The organism is Janthinobacterium lividum (assembly GCF_011601275.1).
In the GTDB taxonomy this organism is placed as follows: domain Bacteria; phylum Pseudomonadota; class Gammaproteobacteria; order Burkholderiales; family Burkholderiaceae_D; genus Janthinobacterium; species Janthinobacterium lividum_E.
Genome location: NZ_JAAOLY010000021.1, coordinates 1 through 16,183, shown reverse-complemented (window position 1 = coordinate 16,183; position 16,183 = coordinate 1). Strand labels below are relative to the sequence as shown.

Below are 16,183 nucleotides of genomic sequence, written 5' to 3'. Positions count from 1 at the left end.
TGGGATGCCTTGGAGCACAATCTATGCCCCGCTTCAGCCATACGATAGACAGCCATGTTTACCAGTTTGCCAGCCTGAAGGAGCTGCTGGCCAAGGCCACGCCGCCCCGTTCGGGCGACGTGCTGGCCCGCGTAGCGGCCGCCAGCGCGCGCGAGCGGGTGGCGGCGCAGCTGGCGCTGGCCGAGGTGCCGCTGGCGCTGTTCCTCAACGAGGCGCTGGTGCCGTATGAGGACGATGAAGTCACGCGCCTGATCATCGACACCCACGAGCGCGCCGCCTTTGCGCTCATTTCCCACCTGTGCGTGGGCGACTTTCGCGACTGGCTGCTGGACGACGCGACGGACACGGCCACGCTGTCGCAGGTGGCCGCCGGCATCACGCCGGAAATGGCGGCCGCCGTCTCGAAAATCATGCGCTTGCAGGACCTGGTGCTGGTGGCGCGCAAGTGCCGTGTCGTCACGGCTTTCCGCAATACCCTGGGCCTGGAAGGGCGTCTGTCCGCGCGGCTGCAGCCGAACCACCCGACGGACGACGCCACGGGCATCGCGGCGTCGGTGCTCGATGGCCTGCTGCTGGGCAGCGGCGACGCCGTGATCGGCATCAATCCCGCCACCGACAACGTGGCGCAGGTGGTGTCGCTGCTGCACCTGCTCGATGCCGTCATCGATCAGTACCAGATTCCCACGCAGTCGTGCGTGCTCACCCACATCACCAATACCATCGAGGCGATCCGCCGCGGCGCGCCCGTCGATCTGGTGTTCCAGTCGGTGGCGGGCACGCAGGCAGCCAACCGCAGCTTCGGCATCGATTTGTCTCTGCTGGCCGAGGGGCAGGCGGCGGCCCTGTCGCTGGGGCGCGGCACGGTGGGCAACAACGTCATGTATTTCGAGACGGGCCAGGGCAGCGCCCTGTCGGCGGGCGCCCACCACGGCATGGACCAGCAGACCTGCGAAGCGCGCGCGTATGCGGTGGCGCGCGCGTATCAGCCGCTGCTGGTCAATTCCGTCGTCGGCTTCATCGGCCCCGAGTATCTGTACGACGGCAAGCAGATCGTGCGCGCGGGACTGGAAGACCATTTCTGCGCCAAGCTATTGGGGCTGCCCATGGGCTGCGACGTGTGCTACACCAACCATGCCGAAGCGGACCAGGACGACATGGACGCCTTGCTGACCATGCTGGGCGTGGCCGGCTGCAATTTCATCATGGGCGTGCCGGGCGCGGACGACATCATGCTCGGCTACCAGAGCACCTCGTTCCACGACGCCCTGTATGCGCGCCGCGTGCTGGGCCTGCGCCCTGCGCCCGAATTCGAAGCCTGGCTGGCGCACATGCGGATTACGGATGCGCAGGGAAATCTGAACGTGGCGCTGGCGCCGGCCTTCCAGGCGGCCCTGCTGCGCCTGGAAGGTTAGGGAGGATACATGGACGAGAAAACCCCGTGGCAGGCCCTGCGCGCACATACGGCGGCGCGCATCGCGCTGGGGCGCCGTGGCGTCAGCGTGCCGACCAGCGCGCAGCTGGCGTTCCAGCTGGCCCACGCGCAGGCGCGCGACGCCGTGCACCTGGCGCTCGATGGCGAGGCCCTGGCGCGCGACTTGGCCGCGCAGGGGCAAGACTGCGTGCAGCTGCACAGCGCGGCCGCCACGCGCGCCGAGTATCTGCAACGGCCCGATCTGGGACGCCGCTTGGACGACGTTTCCCGCGCGCGGCTGGCCGCTGCTGCCACGGGAGTCGACCTGGCGCTGGTGGCGGCCGACGGCCTGTCGGCGCTGGCCGTGCAGCGCCACGCGGCGCCATTCCTGGCCGCCCTGCGCGCTCGGCTGGCGCTGGAGGCGTGGACGCTGTCGCCGCTGCACATCGTGGCGCAGGGGCGGGTGGCCATTGGCGACGAGGTGGGGCATTTGCTGCAAGCGAAGGCCGTGCTGGTGCTGATCGGCGAGCGGCCGGGCTTGAGTTCTCCGGACAGCCTGGGCCTGTACCTGACGTGGGCGCCCAAGGTGGGGCTGCTCGACGAGCGCCGCAACTGCATCTCGAACGTGCGCCCCGAGGGGCTGGCGTATGCGCAGGCGGCGTACCGGCTGCATTATTTGCTGTCGCAGGCGTTTACAAGGCAGCTGTCAGGCGTGGAAGTGAAGGATGAAACGGTGGAAGAGGGCGCGGCCTTGGGGGGCGCGCGCAACTTCCTGCTGAAATGATCAGACTTCGCGGATCTCGTCCAGCGGCCAGCGCGGGCGCACGTTGAACGAGTAATCGTGCTTGGCGGCGGCCGGGTTGATCTGCAGGCGCATGGCGCCGGCAAAGGCGATCATGGCGCCGTTGTCGGTACAGAATTCCAGCTCCGGGTAATACACTTTGAAGCGCTTCTTGGCGGCGGCCGCGTTGAGCGAGGCGCGCAGTTGCGCGTTGGCGCCCACGCCGCCGGCGATCACCAGGCGCTTCAAGCCCGTGTGCTTGAGGGCCGACACGCATTTGGCCGTCAGTACGTCGACGATGGCGTCGACGAAGCCGCGCGCGATGTTCGCCTTGTCCTGCTCGCAGATATTCGCGATGACTTTTTCTTCATGGTTTTTCACCACCGTCAGCACGGCCGTCTTCAGTCCGGAAAAACTGAAATTGAAATCCTTCGAGTGCAGCATCGGGCGTGGCAGCTTGTACGCGAGCGGATCGCCGAATTCGGCCAGGCGCGAAATGGCGGGACCGCCCGGATAACCGAGCCCCAGCAGCTTGGCCGACTTGTCGAACGCTTCGCCTGCCGCATCATCGAGCGTTTCGCCCAGCATCGTGTACTGGCCCACGCCATCGACGCGCATCAGCTGCGTGTGGCCGCCCGATACCAGCAGGGCGATGAAGGGGAATTCCGGCGGCTCCGACGCCAGCAAGGGCGATAGCAAATGGCCTTCCAGGTGGTGGATGCCCAGCACCGGTTTGTTGATGGCCAGGCCCAGGCTGCAGGCAACGGAGGAACCGACCAGCAGCGCGCCGGCCAGTCCCGGGCCTTGCGTGTAGGCGATGGCGTCAATTTCGGGCAGGGTGATGCCGGCCTTGGCCAGGGTTTCTTCGAGCAGCGGAATGGCGCGGCGGATATGGTCGCGCGACGCCAGTTCCGGCACCACGCCGCCGTACTGCTCGTGCATGGCCACTTGCGAATAGAGGGCGTGCGACAGCAGGCCGCGTTGCGTGTCGTACAAGGCCAGGCCGGTTTCGTCACAGGAGGATTCGACGCCAAGAACAATCATGAAGGTGCGGGGTAGGGAGGAGTAATCCGCCATTGTAAAGGAAAGCCGGGCACTCCACCGTGCGGCCAGCGCACCATTTCGGCGGCAGTGTGCACTTGCGCAGTGCGGCGCGGTGCCATTTTTTCCCTGGATTTTGGCCATTCCCCGCCTGTGCCGGCACTGGCACCGCTCTTGCTTATGCAAGCGTGTACCTTTCTCGAGGGAGCTAGCGATGTCGGAACAATGGAAAATGATTTGCCGCCTGAAGGACATGCCGCTGGCGGGCGCGCGCATGGTGCAGCGGGGGCTGGCGTGGCAGGATTTGCCCGGCGTGGCGCTGTTTCGCGCGGCTGACGATACGGTGTACGCGCTGCTCGACTCCGTGCCTTGCCTGGGCGGCCCGCTGGCGCAGGGGGGGCTGATGGAGAAAAACCTGATGGGGCCGAAGAACAGCTGGATCATCGAGCTCGATTCGGGCCGTCTGGTGGCGCCCGTGCAGGGCATGGCGCGCCTGTACGCCGTGCGCATCCTGGACGGGCGCATCTACCTGGACGTCAATGAACTCAATATCCCGGCCAGCAAGGCGGAACAGGCGCTGGCGGGATCGTTCGCCGTGCTGCCGCATGTGCAGATGGCGTGATATGCCTCGTGGTGGTGTCGGCTTGCGCGCTGCGCGCCAAGCCGACCTACGCGGCTCAATTCGTAGGTTGGATTAGGCGCAAAGCGCCGTAATCCGACAACATCGCCGGCATTATTTTGGGCGATTGACCAAATGCGCGTGCGCATCGCGCAGCATGGTCGCCGTCGTGTCCCAGTCGATGCAGCCGTCGGTGACGGAGCAGCCGTAGGTCAGTTGCGACAGGTCTTGCGGGATCTTCTGGTTGCCGCCGACGATGTTCGATTCGATCATCACGCCCACCAGCGAGCGGTTGCCCTGGCGGATCTGGTTGACCACGTCGGCCATCACCAGCGGTTGCAGTTCCGGCTTTTTATAGCTGTTCGCATGCGAGCAGTCGACCACCAGGTTGGCCGGCAGCTTGGCCTTGGCCAGCGCCTGTTCGGCGATGGCGATCGACACGGAATCGTAGTTCGGACGGCCATCGCCGCCGCGCAGCACGACGTGGCCATACGCGTTGCCGCGCGTGCGCACGATGGCGACGTTGCCTTCGCCGTTAATGCCCAGGAACGAGTGCGGGTGCGCCGACGACAGGATAGCGTTGACGGCGATGCTGATGTCGCCATCGGTGCCGTTCTTGAAGCCGACCGGGGTCGACAGGCCCGAGGACATTTCGCGGTGCGTCTGCGATTCCGTCGTGCGCGCGCCGATGGCCGTCCAGGCGATCAGGTCGCCCAGGTATTGCGGCGAGATCGGGTCCAGCGCTTCGGTGGCGGTGGGCAGGCCCAGTTCGCACACGTCGAGCAGGAACTGGCGCGCCTTTTCCATGCCTTCGTTGACCTTGAACGAATCGTCCATGTACGGGTCGTTGATGTATCCCTTCCAGCCTGTGGTGGTACGCGGTTTTTCGAAATACACGCGCATCACCAGCAGCATCGTGTCCTTGACTTCCTCTTGCAGCGCTTTCAGGCGGCGTGCGTAATCGAGGCCGGCAACGGGGTCGTGGATCGAGCATGGCCCGACGACGACGAACAGGCGCTGGTCCTTGCGGTCGATGATGTTGCGCAGCGCTTCGCGGCCGCGGCTGACGGTGTCGAAGGCGCTTTCCGACAAGGGCAGCTTGGCGTGCAGTTCGGCCGGTGTCGGCATGGGCGCGAAAGAGGTGACGTTGATATTTTCGATGTCTGGCGTATTCATGATTCTGGCTCGGCTTTCGCGATTGCGTTCTTTAAGAGGCAATAGTGTAGCGGAAATGCGGCCTGGCGGCGGGGATGGGGCCAAAACGGCAATGGTTCAGTTGTTTTTATGGCAGGGCCGGCACGCTGCCGGCCCCCGTGCGTTCAATGGCCGCCGGCCAGGCTGGCGCCAACGTTGTAGCGGGCGATGCCCTGGTAGTTGCCGGCCAGCTCGGGCGGCCGGGGCAGGCCGGGATGGCGCTTCACATGCGCGAGGATGGCGCTTTCGTGCTGGCGTATCTGTGCGTCCAGGCAGGCGATCTGCTGGCGCAGCAGGGCGTGCAGCGCATGCTGGCCGGCCTGCAGATGCGTATTCAGGCGCGCCGATTCCTGCTGGCGCACGCCTTCGATGGCGTGCAGGCGGCGCAGCCATAGCCGCAGTTCCACGTAGGCGGGCGAGGGCGGCGTCCAGCGCGCGGGGCGCCTGTGCGCACAGTAGTTGGCCAGCACCACGGCGCTGTGCGCCGCGTCATCGGGCAAGTCCTGGCCGCGCAGATAGTCTGCCAGATGCGCGGGCTGGGCATCGCAAACCACCATGCCCATGTCGGCCAGCATGCGCGCCGGCGTCTCGCTGTACGGCATATCGAGGCGCATGCAGACGCGCAAGCCCATGACGGGCACATCGTTCCTTTGCAGCCAGCTGCGCAGCCAGCGGTAGCCGGCCACGTCGTTTTCCAGCACCTTGCACAGCACTTCATTGCCCGAGAGCAGTACGGCTTTCAGCAGCAGCTTGCTCGTTTCGATGCCGACGAAGGCTGTTTCCCGTTTGATCGCGTGTTCCATGATGAGTCCCCCTGTGCAGTCTTATACGCAGCGGTGGCGCGTTTGGATGCAGCCGCGATGCGGATTCAATCAAAAAAGAACCTGGAAGACTGTTGCATACTCGCCTATGGCGTCTTCCAGCCCGTCTGCAAGGGCTAAAATCCGTGTAAGCTGGCGCCATGACGACTGTTTCCATACCCCATACCGATGTGGCCGGTGAGCCATTCCCCGCAGCACGTTTCATCAAGGAAATAGGACGCGGCAAGAACGGCGCGCGCAGCATGACGCGCATGGATGCCCACGCCCTGTACCGCGCCATGCTCGAGGGCCGCGTGTCGGACCTGGAGCTGGGCGGCATTTTGTTGTCGATGCGCATCAAGGGCGAGTCCGTGGACGAGATCGCCGGCTTCCTCGACGCTGCCGAAGCTTCATTTGCCCCGCTGGCCGCGCCGGCCGGTGAATTTGCCCCGATCATCATTCCCAGCTACAACGGCGCACGCAAGATGGCCAACCTGACGGCCTTGCTGGCGCTGCTGCTGGCACGCGCGGGCGCACCCGTGCTCGTGCATGGCGTGACCAGCGACCCGGGCCGCATCACGACGGCCGAAGTGCTGGCCGCGCTGGGTGTGCCCGCTTCCACGGACCATGCGCAAGCCGAGGCCGCCATGGCGCGCGGGCAAGCCGCCTTCCTGCCCATAGCATCGCTGGCGCCGCGCTTATCTTGGATGCTGTCGTTGCGGCGCGTGCTGGGCGTGCGCAATTCCACGCACACCCTGGTGAAAATCATGCAGCCGTTCGCCGGTCCCGCCTTGCGCCTGGTGTCGTACACGCATCCGGAATACCTGGAAATGCTCGGCGAATATTTCCTCACCGCCTCTGATCCCGCGCGCGGCGACGCTTTCCTGATGCGCGGCACGGAGGGCGAGACGGTGGCCAACGCCAACAAGGCGCAGCAGATCGACTGGTTCCACGGCGTGGAGCGTACGGTGCTGGTGGAAAAGCAGTTGCTGGTGGAAGAGTTACCACATTTGCCGGCCGAGCGCGACGCAGCCACGACGGCGGCCTGGATCGCGGCCGTGCTGCGCGGCGACGTGCCCGTGCCGCCGTCGATCGCCGAGCAGGTGGAACAATGCTTGACGACATCGCGGCAGATTGCAGCACGGCCGCGCTAGCCGCGTCGCCGCAGTTTACAATGGCGTCTTTGTAATCAGCGGTGACCGGAATTCTTATGGCAAAACAATTTGATGTGGCAGTGATCGGCGCGGGCGCGGCCGGCATGATGTGTGCGGCTGTTGCCGCCCAGCAAGGCAAGCGCGTGGTGTTGATCGATCACGCGGCCAAGCTGGCCGAAAAGATCCGTATCTCGGGTGGTGGACGGTGTAATTTCACCAATATCAATGCCACCCCGCAAAATTTCCTCTCGGAAAACCCGCATTTCTGCAAGAGCGCACTGTCGCGCTACACGCCGCAGGATTTCCTCGCGCTCGTGAAAAAATACCGGATCGGCTACCACGAGAAGCACAAGGGCCAGCTGTTTTGCAATGAATCGGCCGAGCAGATCATCGATATGCTCAAGGACGAGTGCGCCGCTGGCGGCGTGCATTGGCGCATGCCGTGCAAGATCGACAATGTTGTCCGGCAAGCGGATGGCGGCTTCGTGCTGCAGACCGATAGCGGCGACATCGAGACGGCCAGCATCGTCATCGCCACGGGCGGCCTGTCGATCCCGAAGATCGGCGCCACGGATTTTGCCTACCGCATCGCCAAACAATTCGACTTGACGATGGTCGAGCCGCGTCCGGCCCTGGTGCCGCTGACGTTCGATGCGGCCAGCTGGGCGCCGTTCGCGGAATTGTCCGGCATCGCCCTGGAAGTGGATGTGGAAACAGGCAGCCTGAAAGGCCGCAAGGCGACGGGCGCGCGTTTCCGCGAAGATTTGCTGTTCACGCACCGCGGCCTGTCGGGTCCGGCTATTCTGCAAATTTCCAGCTACTGGCTGCCGGGCGAACCCATCGTCATCAATCTGCTGCCGGAAGTGGACGTGGCGCAGACGTTGATTGAAGGCAAGGGCACCTTGAAGAAGCAGCTGGGCAATATCGTCGCGCAATGGCTGCCGCAGCGCCTGGCCGACTGCCTGCTGGCCACTAACGGCCTGGCGCCGGACGCGCGCATCGCCGACATGCCCGACGCGCAGCTGCGCAAGCTGGGCCAGGCCATCAATGCCTGGTCCATCGTGCCGAACGGGTCCGAAGGCTACCGCAAGGCGGAAGTGACGCGCGGCGGCATCGACACGCGCGAGCTGTCGCAGCAGACCATGATGGCCAATAAAATGCCGGGCCTGTATTTCATCGGCGAATCTGTCGACGTGACGGGCTGGCTGGGTGGCTACAACTTCCAGTGGGCCTGGGCTTCCGGCGTGGCGGCAGGTATTGCCTTGCAGTAATACTTAGTTGTTCTGCGACCTCGGCCTGTGATTATTGGTGATAATTTTCTTGACTTCAATGAAACTGTATTGAATACTTGGCATGTAAATTGACTTTTGGATATCTTTGATGTCCGATGGTAATTAAATAAACATTATCCTGGAGTTAATATGAAACGCCTGATCGCCGCCGTCGCAGTTGCCTTGCTCAGCACCAGCGCCTTTGCCAGCACCCCCGTGCTGAATAATGGTGGATTTGAAAACAATACCGTCGGTGGCGGCTACGTCTATGGCAATGTGGCGCCGGGATGGAGCTTCACGGGCGGCGCGGGCGTATCGGCCAGCTACACGGCATGGAATGGCGTGGCGCAAGAGGGTAATGCCTTTGCTTTCCTGCAAAATACGGCATCGATCTCGCAAAGCTTCGTCAGCTCGGGCGCCGCTGACTACGCGTTCGCCTTCAATCTGGCGCTGCGTCCCGGTTACGACCAGGGACAGGCCGTAACGGTTAGTCTGGACGGCACGCAGCTGGGGCAGTATGCTGTTACCAGCACGGGCTGGAGCAGTTTTAATGTGAACGCGCTCAACATCGGTGCCGGCAGCCATACCTTGAGCTTTGCCGGCATCAACCCGGGCAATGCGCGCGATACGTCGGCTTTCCTGGACGGTGTCAGCATGAACGTCAGCGCCGTGCCGGAACCAGGCACGTATGCCATGCTGCTGGCTGGCCTGGGTTTGCTGGGCTTCATGGCGCGCCGCCGCAAGTCGGCCGTTTAAGCGACGCTGCCGTCCGGATGCGTGGTTTACGCCACAGCCGGGCGGCAATCTCAGGCTGCATGCCGCACGCAAGTGGGGGAGGGGCTTCCCTTTCCGAATAAAAGCTGCTACTATCTATCTCTTCCTATACACCACCTCAACGGTTTGAATTTTACATGACCACTATTCGCCTTAAAGAAAACGAGCCGTTCGAAGTCGCAATGCGTCGCTTCAAACGCACCATCGAAAAAACGGGTCTGCTGACCGAATTGCGCGCTCGCGAATTCTACGAAAAGCCAACAGCTGAGCGCAAGCGCAAGCTGGCAGCTGCTGTCAAGCGTCATTACAAACGCATCCGCAGCCAACAACTGCCGAAAAAATTATTCTAAGACTGTTCAGTCAGAACCAACCCGGGTAGTTCGGCGCATTGTTCGCCACGGGTTTTGTTTTGATTCGCCTGGAGTACTACTTCAGATGAGTCGCATACCCGCTCCGGTTCGCCGCAGCGGGTTTTCGCTTTTGTGGCCGCCTGCTTGGAGTGCCTGCACGAGCATCGAACCCTACTTACCAACACGAGGATTGCCATGAGCTTGAAAGAACAAATTACCGAAGACATGAAAAACGCCATGCGCGCCAAGGAAGCGGGCAAGCTGGGCACGATTCGCCTGTTGCTGGCGGAAATCAAGCGCAAGGAAGTCGACGAACGCATCGAACTGACGGATGCGCACGTGACGGCCATCGTGGAAAAGATGATCAAGCAGCGCAAGGATTCGATCACCCAGTTCGAAGCCGGCGGTCGCGCCGACCTGGCCGACATCGAAAAAGCCGAACTGGTGCATCTGACGGGCTACATGCCTGCCGGCCTGTCGGACGAAGAAGTGGCGGCCGAAGTGGCTGCCGCCGTGGCCGCCTCGGGCGCCGCCGGTCCGCAAGACATGGGCAAGGTCATGGCCATCGTCAAGCCGAAGCTGGCTGGCCGCGCCGACATGACGGTGGTGTCCGCCCTGGTCAAGAAAGCCTTGACGCCGGCAGCGTAAGCATAAATAGTAGCAAGGGCTGTCAGCCGTCGCGCTGGCAGCCTGTTAACAGCCCACACGTTGACCTGGCTCAACCTCAGGCCGCGTGCGGTAGTATAGTCTGACCTATAACAAGACCCGCCCTAGCCAGTGATACCTCAATCCTTCATTTCCGATTTGCTCAACCGCGTCGATATCGTCGATGTCGTGGGGCGCTATGTGCAACTGAAAAAAGGTGGCGCCAATTTCATGGGCTTGTGCCCGTTCCACAGTGAAAAATCGCCCAGCTTTACCGTCAGCCCCACCAAGCAGTTCTATCACTGCTTCGGCTGTGGCGCGCATGGCACCTCGATCGGCTTCCTGATCGAGTACTCGGGCATGGGCTTTGTCGATGCCGTCAAGGACCTGGCGCAGAACGTGGGCATGGTCGTGCCGGAAGCGGACGACAAGATTCCGCCGGCCCAGCGCGCGCAGATCCAGGCGCAAAGCCTGGCCCTGTCCGATGCCATGACGCAGGCCTGCGATTATTACCGCGGGCAATTGCGCCACGCGCCCGAAGCCATCGCCTACCTGAAGAACCGGGGCTTGACGGGCGAAGTGGCCGCTCGCTTCGGCATGGGTTTCGCGCCCAGCGGCTGGGACAATCTGCGCTCCGTCTTCCCTGAATACGACGTGGTGGCCTTGGCCGAGGCCGGTCTCGTGATCGACAAGGTCGATGAAGAGGGCAATAACCGCAAGCGCTACGACCGTTTCCGCGAACGCATCATGTTCCCGATCCGCAATACCAAGGGACAAGTGATCGCCTTTGGCGGCCGCGTGCTCGACCATGGCGAACCGAAATACCTGAATTCGCCGGAAACCCCCTTGTTTTCCAAGGGTTTCGAACTATATGGGCTGTTCGAGGCGCGCCAGGCTATCCGCGACGCCGGCTACGTGCTGGTGACGGAAGGTTATATGGATGTGGTTGCCTTGGCGCAGATGGGTTTCCCGCAAGCGGTGGCGACCTTGGGCACGGCGTGCACGCCCACCCACGTGCAAAAACTGCTGCGCCAGACCGATAACGTGATTTTCAGCTTCGATGGCGATAAGGCCGGCCGCCGCGCCGCCCGCCGCGCGCTGGAGGCGAGCCTGGCCCACGTGTCGGACAATAAAACCATCAAATTCCTGTTCTTGCCGTCGGAACACGATCCGGACAGCTATATCCGTGAATTCGGCGCCGAAGGGTTTGAGCAGCAAGTGCATGAAGCCATGCCGTTGTCGCAGTTCTTGCTCAAGGAAGTGTCGGGCGAACATGATTTGTCGGAACCGGAAGGGCGTGCCCGCGTGCAGTTCGACGCCAAGCCCCTGCTGCAGCTGATGGCGCCATCGTCTTTGCGCCTGCAGATCGTGCGCGGGTTGGCGCAGCTGACGCAGTCCACGCCGGCCGAGATCGAAGCCCTGTTCGAGCTGGCGAAACCCGTTGCCGTGGCGCACCGCGCGCCGCCGAAATCGGGCCGCCCCGTGCCTGTCGGGCTGGAATTGAAGATCATGCGCATGCTGGTGGCGCATCCGCCACTGACGATGCGTATCGACGAGGCCGCCCTGGCCGCCTTCCAGCACCTGGGGCCCGATGCGGCGCACAGCCTGGGGCAACTGGTGGCCGTGGGGCAGGCGTTGGGCGAGCACGGCAGTTTTGCCGCGCTGGCGCAGCAGTTGAAGGAGCTGGGCAGCGAATACGACGAGATTATCGGCGAGATCGCGGCCGGCACGGAATCCGATTACGACAGCGAATTGTCGTGGCTGGTGAGCACCATCCGCGAGATCAAATTGAATGCCTTGAAGGCGGAATTGCAGCAATTGTTTGCGTCGGGTTTGCCATCGGAGAAAATTGGTGTACGCTACCGCGAAATCATGCAGGAGCAGGGGGCGCTGGAGCGCGAGCGCGATGCTGAGTTGGTGAATCGCTAACCTTGCCCTGAGGGTATGGCGCGCACTGGAAAAACATTTTTCGCGTGCTATAATTAAATGCTAAGTATTGTGTGCTTTGGCAAGCTAGTTCTGTTTCGTAAATAGTATTTGTTTTCAGTAAGTTAGGCTCTTGATCGGCGCGGTGGATCGTGTCGGCAGCCAGGGCCAACAGGCGCTTTCGGCGTTGCGGGCAAGGCCCGCAGACGCTGGCAAGCCGCGCCAGGCTCTCGCTCCCAACGCGGTCGATGCAGGAATTTTTGCCGAGGCGGCTGGCAACAGCCGGTGGACAGGAATTGCTGCGCTTCCCGCGGATCGTGGCCGATGAGGTGTAAGTAACGTAACAGTGTCGAATTTGCGTTGTCGGCAGGTTCGAAGATGGTGGTTCCCGCAGGTAGACAGGGAACTGGCAGCAAACTTTATCCTAATCCACCGTAAAGCAAGTCGTTGTGTAATCGAAAGCGCCTGTGCCAATCAAGAAACCCGAATCCAAAGCGGCTGTAAAGCCCGTTAAAGTTACCACGAAAGCCGAAAAGGCGCTCGACCGGCCAGAAGCGCGCGTCACCAGCGCGCCCGTGGTCAGCCAGACCACCGACGCCGCCACCCTGGCGGCGATCGATACGTCCGGTTATGTCTTGCCGTCGGTAAAAGTGCCAGGCCGCCGCGGCCGCAAGCCTAAAGAATTCCAGCCAGAAAATGATGAAGTCGCCGCCCTGAACGCCGTCGAGCGGGCCGAACTGAAGGCCGTCGACAAGGCCAAGGCCAAGGATCGCAAGGCGAAAGAGCGCGCACTGCTGAAGGACGCGTTCTCGTCCGACACGGAAGCGAGCGAGGAAGAACTCGAGCGCCGGCGCCAGAAACTCAAGACCCTGATCAAGTTCGGCAAGGAGCGCGGTTTCCTGACCTACGCGGAAATCAACGATCACTTGCCTGAAAACATTGTCGATCCGGAAGCCATCGAAGGCATCATCGGTACCTTCAATGACATGGGCATCGCCGTCTACGAGCACGCGCCCGATGCGGAAACGTTGTTGCTGTCCGATAACGTTGCCGTCGTCACCAGCGACGACGAGGCGGAAGCAGCGGCCGAGGCCGCATTGTCGACCGTCGACTCCGACTTCGGCCGCACCACCGACCCCGTGCGCATGTACATGCGCGAAATGGGCTCGGTCGAACTGCTGACGCGCGAAGGCGAGATCGAGATTGCCAAGCGCATCGAAGATGGCTTGAAAGACATGATCCAGGCCATTTCCGCCTGCCCCGTGACGATCGCCGAAATCATCGCCGCCGCCGACCGCATCGCCAACGAAGAGATCAAGATCGACGAAATCGTCGACGGCCTCGTCGATGAAAACGAACCGGTCGCCGCCGCCCCTGTCGTGGCCGCGCCCGTCGAAGAAGACGAGGAAGAGGGCGAAGCGGAAGAAGAGGAAGAAGAAGAGGAAGAAGAAGCGAGCGCTTCGGGCGCCGCCGGCTTCTCGGCCGAACAGCTGGAAACCCTGAAACGCACGGCGCTGGAAAAATTCGCCATCATTTCGCAGCAATTCGACAAGATGCGCCGCGCCTTCGAAAAAGAAGGCTACAACTCGAAACCGTACGCCAAGGCGCAGGAAGCCATTTCGCAAGAATTGCTGGGCATCCGTTTCACGGCCAAGGTCGTGGAAAAGCTGTGCGACACCCTGCGCGGCCAGGTCGACGAAGTGCGCCATATCGAGAAACAGATCCTCGACGTGGCAGTGAACCGCTGCGGCATGCCGCGCGCCCACTTCATCAAGGTCTTCCCTGGCAATGAAACCAACCTCGACTGGGTCGATGGCGAAGTCAACGCAGGACACGCGTACAGCGCCATCCTGGGCCGTAACATTCCGACCGTCAAGGAACTGCAGCAACGCCTGATCGACCTGCAAGCGCGCGTTGTATTGCCGCTGCCAGACTTGCGCAACATCAACCGCCAGATGGCGGCTGGTGAAATGAAGGCGCGCAAGGCCAAGCGAGAAATGACGGAGGCCAACTTGCGCCTGGTGATTTCGATCGCCAAGAAATACACGAACCGCGGCCTGCAATTCCTCGACCTGATCCAGGAAGGCAATATCGGGCTGATGAAGGCCGTCGACAAGTTCGAGTATCGCCGCGGCTACAAGTTCTCGACGTATGCGACCTGGTGGATACGCCAGGCCATCACGCGCTCGATCGCCGACCAGGCGCGCACGATCCGCATTCCCGTGCACATGATCGAGACGATCAACAAGATGAACCGGATTTCCCGCCAGATCCTGCAGGAAACGGGTGCGGAACCCGATCCGGCCACCTTGGCGATCAAGATGGAGATGCCCGAGGACAAGATCCGCAAGATCATGAAAATCGCCAAGGAACCGATCTCGATGGAAACGCCGATCGGCGACGACGACGATTCCCACCTGGGCGACTTCATCGAGGACAACAACACCCTGGCGCCGGCCGACGCGGCCCTGCACGCGTCCATGCGGGGCGTGGTCAAGGACGTGCTCGACTCCCTGACGCCACGCGAAGCGAAAGTGCTGCGCATGCGTTTCGGCATCGAGATGTCCACCGACCACACCCTGGAAGAAGTGGGCAAGCAATTTGACGTGACGCGCGAGCGCATCCGCCAGATCGAAGCCAAGGCGCTGCGCAAGCTGCGCCACCCATCGCGCTCCGACAAGCTGAAAAGCTTCTTGGAAGGCAACTAGAAGCCAATAGGGCTTGACGTACGCCCCTGATACCCCTATCCTCGCGTGTCCGTTTCCAAAACGGCCGCGTGAGGCGGGCATCAACAGCGCCGCCACGCCGCAGTCCCCGGGCCTCTAGCTCATGCTTGGTTAGAGCAGCGGACTCATAATCCGTTGGTGCCGTGTTCGACTCACGGGAGGCCCACCATTTTTACGTAGCTGCTCATGGGCAGCTATGATCCGCACTACCTCGTCTGCAGGGACGCCCGACTCTTCAATGATCTTTATGGTCGTATGGAAGTCGGGCACTCTCTCGCCATTCACATAGCGATCCAGTGTCTTCTGAGGCACGCCCCACGCCTTCGCTACAGGCAACACTTTTCTACCCTGTAACGCTTTCGCTATCAATTCCTGATATTCCATAGTATTTTCTCATTGGCAATTAGTCCAAATGGACATTAATATCGCTCTTAGTTAGTCCAAACGGACATTTTAATTTGTCCGATTGGACGAAGTTAACGATAGCACAGTTGCGTCTGCCGTCAACCATATCGAGCGTTATGCATTGCCATTAGCTGGTCTTCGATATCGCGTCGTATTTGTTCTGTTGTTGGAATGCTCGGGTAGCGGATGGTGGTATATCCAGCTTGTTTGAGCATGGCGTCTCGCTCCCGGTCGTGATGCTCCCGGCCAATGTGGCTACGGTCATCTAGTTCGATCACTGCGATGACGTTCATTTGTTTGCTGCACAAAACGAAGTCGGCCACTTTCCGGTTGAAGCGATTTCGGGATTGCCAGCCTTCGGCGGTCACAAGAGCGGAAAACGAGACCTGAGCAAGTACGACGCATTCGGGGAGGGCCGATGACAACACGGAAAACATTTGCTGTTCGGGGTCTGTAAGTAGCTGTTTCCGCTTCAGTGTTAATGGCCCCGCTGGCTTCTTGCGCTTTTCATTCACGAGGCTGGCGACGATAAAAATGATCGCCATAGCGACGATGAAAAATTGAAGTTGGCTCATAGGTTTGTAGGTAGTTTCATTGTTGGTGAAGTTGTTAAAACCATAGCACAGCCGTGCTCCATTGCTCTAGCGGGCAAATCTACTAAAGAGAGAAGAAAATGAAAAACACCATTCAAATTTTGCACGTCACCCAAGTGGCTGGCCGTTCGAAAAAAACCGGCAATGACTACGATATGCGCATGGCGCAATGCATCGTCCACAAGCCGAACCGCGATACCGGCGTTATCGAACCGTTAATCGGTGAGCTGGTGTTGCCGGAGCGCTTCAAAGACACTCAACCGGGCATGTATGAGGTCGAATTCGAAGTATCGATCTCGCAAGACAAGCGTGTCGGCGCGCAGGTCTTTTCTATCACTCCAATTTCCGCAGCTTCTCAAGCAAAACTGAATCGCCCCGGCTTTCGTGGAGGCCGGTTGGTGTGAGTCAGGCCGCGACGGCTTGACTGCTCAGTTGCTTGTAATAGTTTGCCTCAGCTTCAGCCGGCGGTATATAGCCGAGCGGCTCCAGCAGG

15 protein-coding genes and 1 tRNA gene are annotated in these 16,183 nt (G+C 61.5%); 12 read left to right on the top strand and 4 right to left on the bottom strand.

Features of this window, described 5'->3' with window-relative positions; translation table 11 throughout:
- Nucleotides 1–23 precede the first annotated feature (23 nt).
- Nucleotides 24–1,412: an ethanolamine ammonia-lyase subunit EutB gene (locus GYK42_RS24845; protein ID WP_166449664.1), complete on the top strand. Its 1,389-nt coding sequence runs from the start codon at nt 24–26 to the stop codon at nt 1,410–1,412.
- A gap of 9 nt (nt 1,413–1,421) precedes the next feature.
- On the top strand, nt 1,422–2,195 hold the full coding sequence (gene eutC / locus GYK42_RS24840) for an ethanolamine ammonia-lyase subunit EutC (RefSeq protein ID WP_166449663.1): 774 nt from the start codon (nt 1,422–1,424) through the stop codon (nt 2,193–2,195).
- On the opposite strand, the gene tsaD is transcribed toward eutC, so the two are convergent.
- Nucleotides 2,196–3,236 carry a tRNA (adenosine(37)-N6)-threonylcarbamoyltransferase complex transferase subunit TsaD gene (tsaD, locus tag GYK42_RS24835; protein WP_166449662.1) on the bottom strand — a complete coding sequence of 347 codons (1,041 nt, stop codon included), beginning with the start codon at nt 3,234–3,236 and terminating at the stop codon, nt 2,196–2,198.
- A 211-nt stretch (nt 3,237–3,447) separates the two neighbouring features.
- Between tsaD and GYK42_RS24830 the strand changes: the two genes are divergently transcribed.
- The gene (locus tag GYK42_RS24830; protein WP_166449661.1) at nt 3,448–3,855 is read left to right on the top strand and encodes a nitrite reductase (NAD(P)H) small subunit; all 408 of its coding nucleotides are present in this window, start codon (nt 3,448–3,450) and stop codon (nt 3,853–3,855) included.
- Nucleotides 3,856–3,966: 111 nt separating this feature from the next.
- Here the strand turns inward: GYK42_RS24830 and GYK42_RS24825 are convergent, their stop codons facing one another.
- On the bottom strand, nt 3,967–5,028 hold the full coding sequence (locus GYK42_RS24825) for a 3-deoxy-7-phosphoheptulonate synthase (RefSeq protein WP_046686144.1): 1,062 nt from the start codon (nt 5,026–5,028) through the stop codon (nt 3,967–3,969).
- Nucleotides 5,029–5,171: 143 nt separating this feature from the next.
- A complete protein-coding gene (locus tag GYK42_RS24820; protein WP_166449660.1) occupies nt 5,172–5,849 on the bottom strand; it encodes a hypothetical protein in 678 nt (225 codons plus the stop codon).
- A gap of 158 nt (nt 5,850–6,007) precedes the next feature.
- Here GYK42_RS24820 and ybiB point away from each other — a divergent pair, with 158 nt between their 5' ends.
- The 8 genes from ybiB (at nt 6,008) to GYK42_RS24780 (ending at nt 14,861) form a co-directional block, all read left to right on the top strand.
- Nucleotides 6,008–7,000 carry a DNA-binding protein YbiB gene (ybiB, locus tag GYK42_RS24815; protein ID WP_166449659.1) on the top strand — a complete coding sequence of 331 codons (993 nt, stop codon included), beginning with the start codon at nt 6,008–6,010 and terminating at the stop codon, nt 6,998–7,000.
- 56 nt (nt 7,001–7,056) lie between these two features.
- Nucleotides 7,057–8,271 carry an NAD(P)/FAD-dependent oxidoreductase gene (locus GYK42_RS24810; protein WP_166449658.1) on the top strand — a complete coding sequence of 405 codons (1,215 nt, stop codon included), beginning with the start codon at nt 7,057–7,059 and terminating at the stop codon, nt 8,269–8,271.
- Between the two features lie 150 nt (nt 8,272–8,421).
- On the top strand, nt 8,422–9,027 hold the full coding sequence (locus GYK42_RS24805; protein ID WP_166449657.1) for an FxDxF family PEP-CTERM protein: 606 nt from the start codon (nt 8,422–8,424) through the stop codon (nt 9,025–9,027).
- Between the two features lie 155 nt (nt 9,028–9,182).
- Nucleotides 9,183–9,395, top strand: a complete 213-nt coding sequence (gene rpsU, locus GYK42_RS24800) for a 30S ribosomal protein S21 (RefSeq protein ID WP_008451879.1) — start codon at nt 9,183–9,185, stop codon at nt 9,393–9,395.
- Between the two features lie 195 nt (nt 9,396–9,590).
- Nucleotides 9,591–10,043 (top strand): GatB/YqeY domain-containing protein, encoded by a 453-nt coding sequence (locus GYK42_RS24795; protein ID WP_034746974.1) that lies wholly within the window; start codon nt 9,591–9,593, stop codon nt 10,041–10,043.
- Between the two features lie 129 nt (nt 10,044–10,172).
- Nucleotides 10,173–11,969 (top strand): DNA primase, encoded by a 1,797-nt coding sequence (gene dnaG / locus GYK42_RS24790; protein ID WP_166449656.1) that lies wholly within the window; start codon nt 10,173–10,175, stop codon nt 11,967–11,969.
- 464 nt (nt 11,970–12,433) lie between these two features.
- Nucleotides 12,434–14,674 carry an RNA polymerase sigma factor RpoD gene (gene rpoD, locus GYK42_RS24785; protein WP_166449655.1) on the top strand — a complete coding sequence of 747 codons (2,241 nt, stop codon included), beginning with the start codon at nt 12,434–12,436 and terminating at the stop codon, nt 14,672–14,674.
- Nucleotides 14,675–14,782: 108 nt separating this feature from the next.
- Nucleotides 14,783–14,861, top strand: a tRNA-Ile gene (locus GYK42_RS24780).
- A 334-nt stretch (nt 14,862–15,195) separates the two neighbouring features.
- On the opposite strand, the gene GYK42_RS24775 is transcribed toward GYK42_RS24780, so the two are convergent.
- Complete coding sequence (locus GYK42_RS24775) at nt 15,196–15,672, bottom strand: DUF2726 domain-containing protein (RefSeq protein WP_166449654.1); 477 nt, start codon at nt 15,670–15,672, stop codon at nt 15,196–15,198.
- A gap of 98 nt (nt 15,673–15,770) precedes the next feature.
- Here GYK42_RS24775 and GYK42_RS24770 point away from each other — a divergent pair, with 98 nt between their 5' ends.
- Complete coding sequence (locus tag GYK42_RS24770) at nt 15,771–16,094, top strand: hypothetical protein (protein WP_166449653.1); 324 nt, start codon at nt 15,771–15,773, stop codon at nt 16,092–16,094.
- Nucleotides 16,095–16,183: the final 89 nt, after the last annotated feature.